Below are 14,969 nucleotides of genomic sequence, written 5' to 3'. Positions count from 1 at the left end.
TGTTTGTTTTAAATTAGTACAGCATATGTTCTTAATTGCTGTTTCATATTAAGTTCTAATTTTAAATATTATAATATCATTTTTTCTTTTAAGTTATTGCAGAAATATGGGTTATTTGTTTTTACTTTTCTGTTTCTTTGCATTTGTGAGAGTTGTTTTTTTGTTTGAGTTATCGATAGATTTTAAAAGTTTATTTAATGACCAGTTTGAAAATTTGATGTAAAGCTTTTTTATGGGGTTTCTTGTGTTTTTAAGTAATATTTTTAAAGATTCTATATTCATTATTAGTATTATTTCTTTTAAAATTTTTGGTAAGTTGTTAAAAATTTTAGATCCAACTTTATGTTCTTCCAACATGAATGTTTGAAGCATTATTTGTTCTTTTTTTTGTAATCTCCTCATATACAATTTTAGTATTTTCTCTTGTGATTTTATTATTTCTGCATTTATTTGCTCTTGTTTTTTTGATATTTTTTTTGTTGCTTCTATGGCGGGTTTTTTAGGAAGAGATTTGTACGGATTTGTTCCTGGAATATAATTTTTTGGAATTTTCATTTATTTTATTTCTCCTATTTTGTATTGACTGTGTGTGTTTATTAATTTTATTAAGTTTTTTGCTTTTATACAACCAATGTTGATATTTTAATTCTTTGTTATTAATATTTAATGATATGAAGAGGTATTTGGGTTTAAGTTTTTTTTATTTATCAATTGGTATTGTGCTTTTAGTTTTGATTGTTTTGATTCAATTTAGAGATTTAAGTTTTAATATGTTTTTCTTAAAGGATTTAAAGTTTTTAGTTAATAATAAGATTGAAGATAGCCATTATGTTTTAAATAATATTGTTCTTAGTATAAGGGGCATTAAGATAAATTTGTCTAAGGCTCAACCCATTGTTATTCCAGAAAATGGACTTAAGCTTTATCCAATTTCTTATCAAGTACAAGATAATTCAATTTATGTTTATTTTGAAAATAATATTTTTTTATTATTTTCGTTTGATTTGGATAATAATTTTAAGGTTAGCTCAAATCTTTCTAAGAAATTGTTAATTAGTTATGAAATTGAGGGTGATTATAAAATTTTGTTTGACGAGAATATTATTGTTAAGGGTACAAACCACTATTTTGATATTTCTTTGGGAAAACATAGTAAGATAAAAGATGGGGAAATTTTAATTAGTCCTCAAGAAACGTTTCAGATTGGAAATTTGGTTGAAAAACCTCAAATTCCAGATGAATTACCTTCTAAAGATGTTTCTTTGGATATAAATTTTGCTTCTTTATATTCATTAATTAAGAATGTAAGTAAAAAAAATTTTGATTCGGCTTTAATGAAATTTAGGGATAAGGTTTACAGTAAATGGGGTAGTAGTTCAAATTTTGACATTAAAAAGGGTGGATGGCGTAAGGGTAATGTATATGCTTTTAATGAGAATATATTTATTTATTATTTGGCCGAGTCTTTAACAAGAGGTGATTATGAGCGTATATTTCTAAGACTGAAACCTTTAATAAGTATTAATGAAAATAATTTAACCTATTTAAGTGCAAGTTATTATGTTGATGCTGAGAAGATAGATAGATTTTTTCAATATCTATCTGTAAATAAAACTTTTATTAATTCTCTTGAGTTAAATAAACTTTTGGGATACTTAAAGGAAGATGCGTATCTTTTAGAGAAGATTTTTTTATCTGAAAATGTTTCTATTTTAAATGAAGCTTTAAATATTTTAAGGACTCCTGAGATAATATTGACTTCTGGGTTTGATTTAAGACAGGCTTATAATGTTCTCTCTAATTATATTATATTTTTGCAGTTTGATAATGATAGTTTGGTGTTGGAGAAATTGAAGGAAGAGTTGATGAAATTTATACCCATTTTGTTTTTTGTGACTAATAATGGAGAAGCGTATGCTTCTGAGAATAAGAAGGATTTATCTTGGGATCTTGAATATACACTTAAAATTGCTGGTTTGCTTAAAAGACTTGGTTCTAAATTAAATTCAGATGAGATATTGGGGTTTGCTTTTAATGCAATCTATCATTCTTTGATGAAACCTGAGGTCGATAAAATTTTATATGAAAATTATTATGCTGATATTGTTGATAATGATTATCTTCCAAAATTTAATTTATTCCCAACTCTTGGAATTGGACATTGGGTATATGCTGCATCAAAGATTGTAAGTTTTAATTTTTTCAATTTAGTTTATTCTTTTGAATTTAATCGTGCTTTAAATTCTCCTGGATATTTCTTTTTTAAAGGTGTTTCGTATCCTACTTTGGTTAGGTTTAGGAGTATTAATTGGTTTACAGATATGCAATTTTATATATATTCTGATGGGTGGAGATATTATGCTTCTAACAAGACATTGGTTTTAAAAATAACACCTAAGAAGCCTGATGATACAAACATTCTCTTAAGATTTAATGGTTGAAAGGGATCTGGGAAGATTGATGAGTAAAATTCTTGGCAGAGAATTGGTAGTTGATATTGGAAATACAAGTATATCTTTTGCATTGTATGATCTTGGAGAAATGCAGATATTTTGTAAACTTCGAACAAAACTTGATTTAAGTTTTAATGAGCTTTATGAATTTATTAAAATGAAATTTAATATTAGAGTTGATCAGGTATTTGTAAGTAGTGTTGTACCAGTTATTGATAAAATACTTGTTGATGCAATTGTCTCTCTTTATAGTATAACTCCTTTATTTATTAGATTTGATTTAAATTATGATTTAAGTTTTAATTTTTATAATGGTCATAGGTTTGTACTAGGATCAGATGTTTTTGCAAATCTTGTTGGAGCTATTGAATATTATGGTATTAATGATGCTTTGGTGGCAGATCTTGGGACGGCTTGTACTATTTTTGCAATTAGTAGAGAGGAAGGTATTCTTGGGGGTTTAATTAATGGTGGCCCCTTTACAAGTTTGAATGCATTAGTTGATAATGCCTATCTTTTAAAGGATTTTAATCTTGTAGTTCCACAAAAATTATTGGGTTTGTCAACTATTGATAGTGTTAAGAGTGGTGTCATTTATCAGTATAAGTATTTAATAGAAGGCGTTTATCATGATCTTGTGCGTCAGTATAATAGAGAATTTAAATTGATAATTACGGGTGGCAATTCTCATTTGATTTTACCTTTAATAAATTTAGATTTTATATCTAATTTGTATTTGACACTTGAAGGCATTAGGATTCTGGGAAATGCATTTAGAGAGAATGATTCGTATTAAATTTAAAAATATTTGTAAATAAGTCGTCTTTGTTGAATTTTTTATTTATTCCAAATCGAGTTAGAGAAAAATCATATTTTACAGGATCATCTTTATTTTGTTCTGAGAAATGTTTTGTAACTTCTATTGCTTGCTTAAGACTTGCATTTTTTGTGTTTTTAAGATTAAATAATTTTGCTGAAATGCCTATCATATGAGTATCCATTGGAACTATTAAATTTGATGGACTGATTTTATCCCAAATTCCTAGATCAACATCGTCTTTTCTGATCATCCATCTTAAAAATAAAAATAGTCTCTTACAAGCGCTTCCCTTTGATGGTTTGGGAAATATGATGCCAAATGGGCTTTCATTAATATTTTCCATTTGTGTTATGAGATCATCTAGACTCGTTATAAAATTTTTGTTTTTTTTATAAATGCTGTAGAATAAATTTTCAATAGATAAATATTTTTCTTTTATTGTCTTAATAGACATTAATAGTTTTACAATGTCTTCTGTTGTAAAAAATCTATATGTAAAGTTTTTATATATTTCATTTAAATCTTTTTTTGCAAGCGTCTTGAGTGCTTCTGAAGGTTTTGTGCCAAGTGGTTTTAAAACGGATTCAATTGCTAATAATATTTGCTCAACTCTTCCTAATGCTAGTGAGGAACTAATTAGACCTACAACTTCAATGTCTTCCTTTTCTGTATATCTGTATAAAAATTCTAATGGATCTGGGTGCACAAATTTTCGTTTGTTATATTTACTATATATAAATTCTAATACTTTTAATATGGTATCCTTATTTTTTTGCATTTTTAAATTCTAATAACCCTAGCAGTATTTTCTTTAATTTTTTGTCATACATTTTATCTGTTGCCCATTTCCCAGTAAGGTCGTATATTGTTGGCGCAGATCCTCTTTTGACAAAATAAAATCTGGGATCAACCATATTGGAATTTATGTCTTGACTTGAAGCATAGGCTTTTAAATGTTGAATATGTGCTCTTATTCCTTCTTTGATATTAGAAAATGAATTTCCCTTTGTAAAGTTGTCAGTAGCTCCTATGCCTGAGAAATTGTGTTGTTCTTTAGATACAATACCATTGAATTTTAAAATGCCTGTTTCAAGTAACATCTGAGCATATGCAATATCATAATTTATTCCTTCAATTATGGCTTCTTCGATATAAATTTGTGCAATTGTTTTCACGTATTCTGCTTCAAGGTAAGGATTCATTTTTAATGTATATCTTACAAGATCTTCTACTTGGCTTTTGCCTTTACTTATCAAAAAGGGAATATATTTTTCTTTTTGTGTTGATGTATTTATTTCAATTATTTCTTCAATGCAGTAACTCTTTACTGTTAATAGTATCTGTGATAATACTAACAGTATAAACTTCTTTTGCACTTTTAATTTCCTTTATTTTCAATAAATTGATCAATTTCGTTTATCACAAAATCAAATCTTGTTAGTGTTAATCTTTGATCTTTAAATAAATTAAAACTTGCTAAATATCTTCTACTGAAAATGAAATCAGAAACTTCACCAATATGATTCATATTGATTATTTTTATAGAAGATATATCTGATCCTGTTTGTTGCCATTCATTTTCATCTTGTTTAAGTAGCAATTGTAATGTTTTAATCTTGAATTTTTGAGGTTTTCCTCCAATATTTATATATTTTTTTATTTGTTGGTTCTGATTTATAATTTCATTTGCAATATTTACTTGATTTCCCATTGTAATTAAGGTCAATTGGTTTAGATCCATTCTTGAATCTAAAAATTTTAATTTTTGACTTGATTTAACAAGTTCAATGACATTTTGGATTTCTGTTACATCGGATGCTTTATCTTTTCTTTTGCTTAAAATATTAATAGGCTCTACCAAATATTTAATAATTGAGTTTGCACTATGAATTAATAAACCTTTATTGTCATTTTTTATGAAGTCATGAGTCTTTATATTTTTATATTCTGGAGCATATAGATATACGATATTTCCTTTTTTAACCAGCCTGTTTACAAGTGATTTAAACATTGAATCATGAGAATAAAAGGGTAGAATAATTAAGATACTATCATATACTTTTTGATTGTTACTAATTGTAGCATCTTTGTATACATTTTCATATTTTGGAAGATAATTCATTTCATTTATAAAGAAAGGGTCAAAGTCATAATAAAAAAAAGGGTTTTGTTGTTTAAGTCCTAAAGTTAGAGTAGTTGGATACCAAATTGATAGATTTAAATTATTTTTGTGATCTTTGATTTTTGTAAAACCTATTTTATAGTTTGCATTTATGTCTTTTGGATAATTGGTAAAGAAGCTAAGGTATGAAAATATTGTTGCAATAAGTACTATTATGATTGATGGTACCACTATCATTATTTTAAAAGGTATAGTGAAAATTATTTTTTTAAGTCTATTATTTTGTTTTTTGTTTATTTGTCTTCTAATAATGATCGTTTTTATGATTTTCATAGTAGTTGTTATTAAAAAAAATAAAAATATAAATCCGACGTATAGCATTAATGGTTTTATTTCTATAAGATATAGTGTAATTATGAAGAAAGTTCCTGGAAGTATTATGAAATAATCTTCATAATAAAATTCTCTTTTGAAATTAAAGAAATTTATTATTAAGAACACACTAAAGCTTAATAGAAATATTGTTTCATAATATTGTTCATACATAAAAAATATTTTTCCTTAAATAATTATAAGCATAAAAACTTTATTTACAAAATAATTTGTTGAGTTGTAATTGATATTTTAATGATATAATTAACATAAACAGTTTAGATTAATTTTTTGATGTAAATAAATTAGGATTCGGTTTATTTTGTATCTTGTTTTTTCTTTTATCGTTTGGTTTTATCATGGTATAATTGGATTCCTTAAGGGGTAAGGATAATACATGTTAGGAATCTTTTTAGGAACCGGTGCATCAAGTGGTGTTCCGATGTTGAATTGTAATTGTAGAGTTTGTAGTTCAGATTTATGTCAAAATAAAAGACTCAGAAGTGCATTTTTGTTAAGTTTATGTGGGCTTAACTTACTTATTGATACGGGGCCTGATATTAGAACACAGCTTTTGAGAGAAAATATCCTGAAATTGGATTTAGTATTATATACTCATGAACATTATGATCATATTATGGGACTTGATGATATTAAATTTTACACAAGGTCTGCACCTTTGCCTATTTATGCACGAGAGAGTACTATGCACCATATTAAAAATGCCTTTCCACATAATTTTTCATCAAGAATTTCTATTAGTGGAAAAGCTAATATTATTCCTAAATTGGCTGTGGATTTTGAGCAAATTTCCTTTAAAGAAGTAAATATAATGCCAATTCCTCTACTACATGGAGATATAATTAGTTTGGGATATAGAATAAATAATTTTGCTTATCTTACTGATGTTAAATCTATTCCTGAAATTTCTTATAATTATTTAAACGACTTGGATATATTGGTAATAGATGCTTTGAGAATTAAACCTCATCCTGGGCATTTAAATTTTGATGATGCTATTCTTGAAGTTAAAAAAATAAATCCTAAAGTTGCTTATTTCACTCATATTGCACATGATATAATGCATGATGAATTTGATTATTTAAAAAGAGATAATATTTATTTAGCTTATGATGGCTTGCAAATATATATTTGAATTGGTAGATGATTTATGAATTTGATTTCTTGGAATGTTAATGGAATAAGATCTGTTTTTAATAAAGGTTTTCTTGATTTTATTATGGAATATAATCCTGATATCTTATGTTTGCAGGAAACCAAAGCTTTAAGAGAACAGTTGCCAAAGGAACTTATTAATATTAAGGGATATTATTCATATTTTTCAAAATCTGTAATAAAAGGTTATAGTGGTGTTGCTATTTACTGCAAAATAGAACCTATTAAATTAGAAAATATGAATATTGAGGTATTTGATAGGGAAGGAAGATGCATGATTGCTCATTATCGTGATTTTGTTCTTATCAATGCGTATTTCCCTAATTCGCAGGCTTTAAGAAAGAGGCTTAATTATAAACTTGAATTTTTAATGAGTCTTGAATGTATTGCAAATTCATTTGTAACTTCTGGAAAAAATCTTGTTATTTGTGGTGATTTTAATATTGCACATACGGAAATTGATTTATCTCATCCAAAAACCAGCAGAGAATCTGCTGGTTTTTATATTGAGGAAACTGATTGGATGGATAATTTTTTAAACAGAGGTTATGTGGATACTTTTAGAATGTTTAATAAGGAACCAGGTAATTATACTTGGTGGGATTATAAGACAAAAGCTAGAGAGCGTAATGTAGGGTGGCGAATTGATTATTTTGTTATAAATGAAGTCTTTCAATCTAGAGTAAAAGATGCTTTAATTTTAAATAAGGTAATGGGTAGTGATCATTGTCCTGTTGTTTTAAAATTAAGACAATAAATTAGTATGTGTGGGAGATATGTATGAGTCGGTATTTTATAATAGTTTTGGTTTTTTGTATTTCTAATTTTGCTTTTGGAATAAATTTAATTGATTTAGAGAATATTGATTTTTATCGTAGTCTTGAGAAAGAAGATTTATTATTTATAATTCGTTTATTGGAACGTGAAAAATATTTAAATCCAAAAGATGAACTCTTTACATACGTTGATTTGGCCAATCAGGCTTTGAGTGAGAAGAGTGTATATGTTTTTAGTGATAATGATGAACTTGATGATGTGCAGGGTATTAATTCTTTAAAGCGTACAGACAGTTATCATAGTACAAAGCTTGTTTTAAAAGCATCTAGGGAGTTAAATATTCTTGTGTATTTTGATGAGGGTGATGGATTTTTAAAAACTTTAGATGGTCGTCATGTGGGAGTTAGAGAAGGTAATTTTGTTATTTTGGATCATGTGTCTTTAAAAGGCTATGATGATGTGGCTAATGAACATTCTACTATTGAAATTTATGAAAAGAGTATTTCAAATCCTGATTTTAGTAAACTTGTTTTGGACAAATTGGGATTTTTTGTTTATGTTGGTGAATTGAATAAAAAAATTTATGTTAATGATATTTCAAAATTATCTAAGAATGAACTTTTATTTTTATTTTATGAATTGTTTCCCATTTCTAGGTTAAAGGGTATCAAGGATTGGTATGAATTTGGGTTTAAATCTATTCTTAGAGAAGTTAAAAAAGTTTACAATGTAAGAATTAACTCAAGGAAAGTCAAATGAAATATAATCATGTTAAGAATATTAGTATATTAAAAATTGTTTTTTTTGTTTTAGGTTTAATTATTTTGTCTTGTTCATCTTCTAAGTTAAGCTTGGATAAAGAATTGTTAAATGGTCAACTTGACAATGGACTTAGATATTACATTTATAAAAATCAAACGCCAAGTAAATTTGTTCATATGGGAATTTTGTTTAATGTCGGTTCTTTAAATGAAGAGGAAAATGAAAGAGGTTTAGCTCATTATCTTGAACATATGGCTTTTAAGGGTACAACAGATTATCCTGCTGGTGAAGATATTATGGAAGTTCTTAAAAAATTTGGAATGAAGTTTGGAGCCGATCTTAATGCCTATACTACTTTTGATAAAACTTACTATTATCTTGATTTGCCAGATGGTGGTAAGGAGGATGAGGTTGATGAGGCTTTGAATGTATTGAAAAATTGGGCTTTTCAAATTAAGTTTGATGAATTAGAGATAGATAAAGAGCGTAATGTTATTATTGAAGAGAAAAAATTGAGAAATGATTATTTTGGTAGAATGTCGAAAAAAATGGTTGAAATTATTGGGGGTAATAGTAGATATTCAATTAGATTTCCTATTGGACTTGAAGAGAGAATTTTAGCTTTTAAATCAGAAGACTTTAAAAAATTTTATAATAAGTGGTATAGGCCAGATTTGACTAGTGTCATTATTGTGGGAGATATTGATCCTAAAGATATTGAAAAAAAAATAAGAGATTTATTTGTATCTTTCAAAAAACCATTATATGAACCTGAAAAAGTTTTAATAAATTTAGATACTACAATTGATGAAAAATTTGTCATTATAGATGATGTTGAGACTTTATTTCCTAGTATTAGTTTTGTTTCTAAAGAAAAGATTAAAAAGGGTATTATTAACGTTGATGATGTTAAGAAGGATATTGAGAAAACTTTATTGCATGATCTTTTTGAAAATAGGTTTCATGAATTGAAGGCCCTTGGGACAAATTATTTTAGAGTATTTAATAAGTTTGATTCAGAGTATAAATCGGATGATAATGATATTTTGTTTAAAGGTATTCATTTCAGCATTAATCCAGCTCATTTTGAAGAAGCTATTGAAGAATTTTTTTATGAAATTGAAAGAATCAAGAGATTTGGTTTTACAAAGGGGGAGATTGATAAAGTTAAGTCTAAGCTTATAAGTTCATTTGAGTTAAGTAAGGATAATTTAAAGAAGCAACATTCATCTAGTATTGCAAATGTTTTGGTAGATGTTGCTTTTGATAATTCTCAGTTGTTGGACATGAATGAGTATTTTGATGTTAGCATTGAACATTTAGATAAAATTAGTCCAAATGTAGTATCGGATCTTGCTAAGAGTGAAGCTGTCATAGATGATATGACTATTGTTTATTCTTGTTCTAAAAAATTACATCCCAGTTTAACTTTTGAAAAGGTTCAGGAATTTCGTGGTATTGCTTTAAATAGGGAAATTAAGCCTTATGATGATGTGTCAATTCAGGGAGAGTTCTTTAAAAAATCTTTGGCAAGTAAAGATATCGTTGATGAGAAAAAATTATCACATGGAATTTCATCTTTTACTTTGAATAATGGAGTTGAAGTTTATTTTAAGCATAATGAGAGTAAAAAAAATGTAGTTTCATTTAGTGCGATGTCTTGGGGTGGTTTATTGGCTGAAGATGTAGAATTGATTCCCGTTTTATCTTTGGCTGCAGGAATAGTTTCTAAATCAGGGTATGGCGATTATTCTAATCTGCAAGTTGAAAGATATTTATCAGATAAAGTTGTAAGTTTAAGACCATTCGTTGGTGATCGGATGTCACAAATTGAGGGTAGTGCTGATACTAAGGATCTTGAGACTTTATTTGAGCTTATATATTTTACATTTAATGAAGTCAAGATAGATGATGTTATTTTGCAAACTGTTATTGATGAAACGAGAGAAACAATTAAGAGTCGGAAATATAATGCTGATTATCTTTTCTCTAATGCTATTAGAAAATTTTATAGCAATGATGATTATCGTTTGAGAGATATTCAGGAATCTGATTTACAAAATGTATCAAAGGATATTCTTTTGAATTTTTATAAAAAGAGATTTACTTATGCAGACAACTTTAAATTTATTTTTGTTGGAGATGTTGACTTAGATACAATCAAAAAACTTGCAAGTAAGTATTTAGGTAATTTAAGTTCTAAAAAGTTGAATGAATTTAGAGACTTAGATTATTCTTATAGCAAGAGTACAGATAGAATAGTTGTCAGAAGAATTGAGAATTTAAGTAGTGAGGGTTCAAGTAGTATTGCATGCATTGTGTATCCTTTTAAGTTTAATTATACTCCTAGGGATGTTATAAATTATAAAGCTTTGGCATCTCTTTTAAGTGATGATCTTGTTAAAACTATTAGAAGAGAGCAGTCTAGTGTTTATACTATAAGTTCATATTTTGATTATTCAGTTAAGAGAAATTCTGAGTCAGATGGTTCTATTGTTGTCTACTTTACAGTTGAGCCTAAGGCTTTAGACAGTGTTTTAAGGTCTGTTAATGATTATATTTTGGAAAAGCAAAAAATAGATTTTCTAGATACTGATTTTGATTATGTTAAGAAAAATATTATTAAAAATAATAGTATTAGCTCTGAATCCAATTCTTATTGGATTAGAAATTTGTCAAATTCATTTATTTTGCATGATTCTTTTATAGATACTTTTAGTAATGAATTTATTGAAAATAATTTAAATAAAGATGAAATTAATGCGTTATTTAAGAAGATCGATTTTAAGAAAGGTACAGAAATTGTGTTGATCCCAGAAAAGGAGCAGTAATTTTTGGCATATCATTTTGCCTTTTAATTGAATTTGTCTTCGAAAAGGATTGATAGTTCTCCAGCTATTAATCCTTTTGCTTTCCATAATAATTTTTCTAGTTTTGTGACCCATTTTTCATATTTTTTAGTTAAAGTTTTGGGAAAATATTTGGTGTTAATTAGATAATCTGCAATCTTTTCTTTTGGAAGTGCAGTTGTGTATGCATAAAATTCATTTATTACTAAATCATTCAATGTGACATCATAATTGCTATTATCTAAAAAATAAATCCATAATTTCTTATCATTTGGTGAGATATGTTTATGCCAGAAATTGACAATTGCTTTGTTAAAATTATTGTCTGTAAAAAAGTGCATGTGTAACAGCTCATGCATAAAGATTCTCATTTGAGCTGTTTTTGGCATAGTTTCATCTTCAGAATAAGTTGCAAATGCGGTATTTTTTGATTTGTTTTTGATTTTTATTGTATTGTTTTCAATATGTGCTAATTTGTTAGTCATAATTAAGTTTTTTAAGATTATTTCTTCTTTATTTAATTTGAAATCTAATTTTTCTGCTTCATTAAAAAATGTAATTATGTCTTTAAGTTTGTAGTCGTGACCACCCCATCCTACTTTATTTTCTAGTTCTTCATTTGATAATAATTTGCCTTTAAATTCTTTTTTTTCTACAAAAAATGCCATTCTTTTCAACATTAAGGATTGATCGTGTAATGTTTTGAATTTTATTACATATATATTGGGGTTTGCTATTAAATTGAAAAATTCAAATGAATCTCTTCTGTAATTTTCTTTTTTGTAGTTAAAAATGAATTTTATGTCTGCATTTATTGGTTTGTTTATTTCATGATAATTATTCATATTGATATATCCAATTTCATTTATGTGAATCATATTGTTGTTTTTAGTAAATTGTATTTCATCATTTTGATTCTCTAGTGATGTGTACTTGATGTGATTAGAGAGTACTATTTTTTGACATTCTTTTTCTGAATATAAATTTGTTATTATGGGATTTAATATTGTTTTTTCTGATTTAAAACCTATTATGGGAAACATGTTTTCATTGAGATTAAAGCTAATAGAATATCCATTTTGATCAATTAATATGTTGAATTTTTGGGGGTCTATTTTTTTTGTTTGGATATGATGTTTTTTTATTTCAATATTATTGAAATTGATTGATTTGACATTACTTATTTGGATTTGTAATGTCATTGTTTCATCCTTGTTGATGATTTTGGGGATATTGTAAGAGTAATTTTTGTTTTGCGTGTTGATTTTTATGTTTGCATTCTTATTAATCTTGAGACTTAGTGTAAGATGGTCTAATTCGTCTTTATTATAGTATATTATTTGTTTGTTATTGATTACTATGTATTTTTTTTTATCGTTAGTTGCATTAACTGAGTAGAGATTTATTAAGAATATTAATATTGTTAAAATTCCTTTCATTATACATATTATAAGGACAAGAATGTAATAAGTACAAATTTAGCAAATTTTACATCCTCTAGGGGAATCGAACCCCTGTTGCCAGGATGAAAACCTGGAGTCCTGGGCCACTAGACGAAGAGGACAAAAAATTGAGCTCAGTAGGGTTTGAACCTACGACCCTCGCCTTAAAAGGGCGATGCTCTACCAGCTGAGCTATGAGCCCACTAAAAATCGGATCTACCAAATGTAATAATACCATTTATCTTAGATAATGTCAATATCATAAGATAGATCAATTATCATCATTCATGAGCTGCACAGGACTCGAACCTGTGACCTGCGGGTTAAGAATCCGATGCTCTACCACCTGAGCTAGCAGCCCTTATTTATGCAAACTAATAAATAGAATAAATGCTTAAAGATATAATGTCAAGAATTGTTTTCATTTTTTTCTATTTTTTGTAGTAGATTTTTTGCTTCTAAGTGGTTAGGATTTAATGTCAATAATTTTGTTAAAGTTTCTTTTGCTAGGATTTTATTTTTTGCATTGATTCTTGCTTTTGCAAGTTTTAATAGTATATTTTGATTATTTGGAAGGAATCTTAATGCATTTTCGTATGCAAAATCGGCTTCATTGTATCTTTCAAGTTTATAAAAAGAATCTGCACTTAAAAGATATACTTTAGCTATTCGTGCTCCATGGGCTTCAAGAGCAATGTATTTTTGGAAATAATTAAGAGCATTTTTATATTGTCCTTGAAAAAAATAAGTTTCTCCCAATGCTTGAATTATTCTTGAATCATGTTTCTTTATTTCAAGTCCTTTCATGGCTTCTAGTTCAGCTTTTTTATATTCTCCTGTTGTTATTAAACTCCATATAAGTATTACTCTTGCATCTAGATTATTTGGATTATGTTTTATTTCATTTTGGGTATTTATAATTGCTTCTTGGAATTTACCTTGTCTGTAGAGTAAAAGAGAGTCTTCTTGTGTTTGTGCTTGTATTCTTATTGGATTTATGAGTGATAGTAGTAATATAAAAATCATTTTTGGTTTTGAGTCAAAATATTTATTTGTCATTTTGTCTCCATTTCGCAATTTCCATTAAATAAGGCTCCTGAGTCTATGAAGAGTTCTTTGGTTTTAATGTTACCAGTTAATTTGCCAGTTTTGTAGATTTTGATTGTTTCTAGAGCCTCTACATTGCCTTTTATTGTACCATGATTTAAAAAGTTATTACATTTAATTTCTGCCTCTACATAAGCTTTTTCTCGTAAGTATATTGAACTTGTAGAATTTATAAGTCCTTTAAGTGTTCCTTCAATAACTATTGGTTTATTACTTTCTATATATCCTTCAAAGTTAAAATTATTCTTTATAACATTTTGGATATTGTGTTCTTCAAATTCTAGAGTATCTATACTCAATTTATCTCCTAAAAATGAATGCTTAAATAAGCATTCATTTTTTGCTTTGTATTTAAAGTTTAGTTTATTGATTTTTGGGTTTTAATCTTTTCTTTGTCCCAAAAATCTTAGCAAATATAGGAATAGATTTATGAAATCTAAGTAAAGTTTTAAAGAAGCGACAATTGCCATTCTATTTTTGATTTCAGTACCATCTTCTAACATATTATCCATTCTAGAAATATTTTGAACATCATAAGCTGTAAGTCCTGTAAACAAGATCACGCCTAGAATTGATATTAAAAAGTTAAGACTTGAGCTTCTAAAGAATATGTTAAATATAGATGCTATAATAATGCCCCATAATCCCATAATAAAATAGCTTCCCATTTTTGTTAGATCTGTATTTGTTGTATGTCCATAAAATGACATTGCAAGGAAAGTTAAAGACGTAATTCCAAATGTATAAAATATTGAACCTTGAGTATATATCATAAATACAGATGATAGTGTTACTCCTGTTAAAGCTGAGTACGTGAGAAAAAGCGCTGTTGCTGTGCTACTTGATATTTTCTCAATTGCGCTACTTATTGCGTAAACAAATCCAAATTGTATAAGTAATATTGCTATATATGACATTGGATTTGTGAATACTATGGCTCTAAGTATTGCATTTTCAGATGTTATGTATGCAAATACTGCGGATATTAAAAGACCAACTGCCATTAATCCAAAAACATGAGCCAGAAATTTATTTTTTATTTTTATTTCTTGTTTATCTTGCGTTAATTCAAACATGATTATTCCTCCT

General features: G+C 27.1%; 14 protein-coding genes and 3 tRNA genes. 6 read left to right on the top strand and 11 right to left on the bottom strand.

Annotated features, from left to right (window positions below; translation table 11 throughout):
* Nucleotides 1-111: 111 nt before the first annotated feature.
* Nucleotides 112-555: a hypothetical protein gene (locus U881_RS0105025; protein WP_024653511.1), complete on the bottom strand. Its 444-nt coding sequence runs from the start codon at nucleotides 553-555 to the stop codon at nucleotides 112-114.
* A 128-nt stretch (nucleotides 556-683) separates the two neighbouring features.
* On the opposite strand from U881_RS0105025, the gene U881_RS10810 reads away from it, so the two are divergent.
* Together U881_RS10810 and U881_RS0105015 are read left to right on the top strand one after the other, a co-directional pair.
* Entirely contained in the window at nucleotides 684-2,441 is a 1,758-nt protein-coding gene (locus U881_RS10810; protein ID WP_235048135.1) for a hypothetical protein, read from the top strand.
* Nucleotides 2,442-2,460: 19 nt separating this feature from the next.
* Nucleotides 2,461-3,249 carry a type III pantothenate kinase gene (locus U881_RS0105015; protein ID WP_024653510.1) on the top strand — a complete coding sequence of 263 codons (789 nt, stop codon included), beginning with the start codon at nucleotides 2,461-2,463 and terminating at the stop codon, nucleotides 3,247-3,249.
* Here the strand turns inward: U881_RS0105015 and U881_RS0105010 are convergent.
* The 3 genes from U881_RS0105010 to U881_RS0105000 are packed head-to-tail and all read right to left on the bottom strand — an operon-like array spanning nucleotide 3,227 to nucleotide 5,941.
* A complete protein-coding gene (locus U881_RS0105010; RefSeq protein WP_024653509.1) occupies nucleotides 3,227-4,051 on the bottom strand; it encodes a TIGR02757 family protein in 825 nt (274 codons plus the stop codon). The two genes, U881_RS0105015 and U881_RS0105010, sit on opposite strands and share 23 nt — an antisense overlap.
* The gene (locus tag U881_RS0105005) at nucleotides 4,038-4,649 is read right to left on the bottom strand and encodes a glucosaminidase domain-containing protein (protein WP_024653508.1); all 612 of its coding nucleotides are present in this window, start codon (nucleotides 4,647-4,649) and stop codon (nucleotides 4,038-4,040) included. The genes U881_RS0105010 and U881_RS0105005 overlap by 14 nt, the downstream gene beginning before the upstream one ends.
* Nucleotides 4,650-4,651: 2 nt before the next feature.
* Nucleotides 4,652-5,941, bottom strand: coding sequence for a hypothetical protein (locus U881_RS0105000; RefSeq protein WP_024653507.1), 1,290 nt, complete (start codon nucleotides 5,939-5,941; stop codon nucleotides 4,652-4,654).
* Nucleotides 5,942-6,164: 223 nt separating this feature from the next.
* On the opposite strand from U881_RS0105000, the gene U881_RS0104995 reads away from it, so the two are divergent.
* Genes U881_RS0104995 through U881_RS0104980 form a run of 4 tightly spaced genes read left to right on the top strand, consistent with a single transcriptional unit; the run spans nucleotide 6,165 to nucleotide 11,313 of the window.
* Nucleotides 6,165-6,923 (top strand): MBL fold metallo-hydrolase, encoded by a 759-nt coding sequence (locus U881_RS0104995; protein ID WP_024653506.1) that lies wholly within the window; start codon nucleotides 6,165-6,167, stop codon nucleotides 6,921-6,923.
* A 15-nt stretch (nucleotides 6,924-6,938) separates the two neighbouring features.
* Nucleotides 6,939-7,700, top strand: a complete 762-nt coding sequence (xth, locus tag U881_RS0104990; protein ID WP_024653505.1) for an exodeoxyribonuclease III — start codon at nucleotides 6,939-6,941, stop codon at nucleotides 7,698-7,700.
* A 23-nt stretch (nucleotides 7,701-7,723) separates the two neighbouring features.
* Nucleotides 7,724-8,479: a hypothetical protein gene (locus U881_RS0104985; protein WP_024653504.1), complete on the top strand. Its 756-nt coding sequence runs from the start codon at nucleotides 7,724-7,726 to the stop codon at nucleotides 8,477-8,479.
* On the top strand, nucleotides 8,476-11,313 hold the full coding sequence (locus U881_RS0104980) for a M16 family metallopeptidase (protein ID WP_024653503.1): 2,838 nt from the start codon (nucleotides 8,476-8,478) through the stop codon (nucleotides 11,311-11,313). The genes U881_RS0104985 and U881_RS0104980 overlap by 4 nt, the downstream gene beginning before the upstream one ends.
* A 23-nt stretch (nucleotides 11,314-11,336) precedes the next feature.
* On the opposite strand, the gene U881_RS0104975 is transcribed toward U881_RS0104980, so the two are convergent.
* The 7 genes from U881_RS0104975 to U881_RS0104945 all read right to left on the bottom strand — a co-directional run bounded on the left by U881_RS0104975 (nucleotide 11,337) and on the right by U881_RS0104945 (nucleotide 14,956).
* Nucleotides 11,337-12,533 carry a hypothetical protein gene (locus U881_RS0104975; RefSeq protein ID WP_235048134.1) on the bottom strand — a complete coding sequence of 399 codons (1,197 nt, stop codon included), beginning with the start codon at nucleotides 12,531-12,533 and terminating at the stop codon, nucleotides 11,337-11,339.
* A 289-nt stretch (nucleotides 12,534-12,822) separates the two neighbouring features.
* Nucleotides 12,823-12,895: transfer RNA gene (locus U881_RS0104970), tRNA-Glu, on the bottom strand.
* Between the two features lie 7 nt (nucleotides 12,896-12,902).
* Nucleotides 12,903-12,975, bottom strand: a tRNA-Lys gene (locus tag U881_RS0104965).
* Between the two features lie 86 nt (nucleotides 12,976-13,061).
* Nucleotides 13,062-13,134 (bottom strand) — tRNA-Lys (locus tag U881_RS0104960).
* Between the two features lie 47 nt (nucleotides 13,135-13,181).
* A complete protein-coding gene (locus U881_RS0104955; protein WP_024653501.1) occupies nucleotides 13,182-13,832 on the bottom strand; it encodes a tetratricopeptide repeat protein in 651 nt (216 codons plus the stop codon).
* The gene (locus U881_RS0104950) at nucleotides 13,829-14,179 is read right to left on the bottom strand and encodes a bactofilin family protein (protein WP_024653500.1); all 351 of its coding nucleotides are present in this window, start codon (nucleotides 14,177-14,179) and stop codon (nucleotides 13,829-13,831) included. The genes U881_RS0104955 and U881_RS0104950 overlap by 4 nt, the downstream gene beginning before the upstream one ends.
* A gap of 81 nt (nucleotides 14,180-14,260) precedes the next feature.
* Complete coding sequence (locus U881_RS0104945; RefSeq protein WP_024653499.1) at nucleotides 14,261-14,956, bottom strand: Bax inhibitor-1/YccA family protein; 696 nt, start codon at nucleotides 14,954-14,956, stop codon at nucleotides 14,261-14,263.
* Nucleotides 14,957-14,969 lie beyond the last annotated feature (13 nt).

The organism is Borrelia persica No12, assembly GCF_000500045.1.
In the GTDB taxonomy this organism is placed as follows: domain Bacteria; phylum Spirochaetota; class Spirochaetia; order Borreliales; family Borreliaceae; genus Borrelia; species Borrelia persica.
The sequence above is the reverse complement of the archived record's forward strand: the minus strand, read 5'-3'. Positions and strand labels throughout refer to the sequence as shown.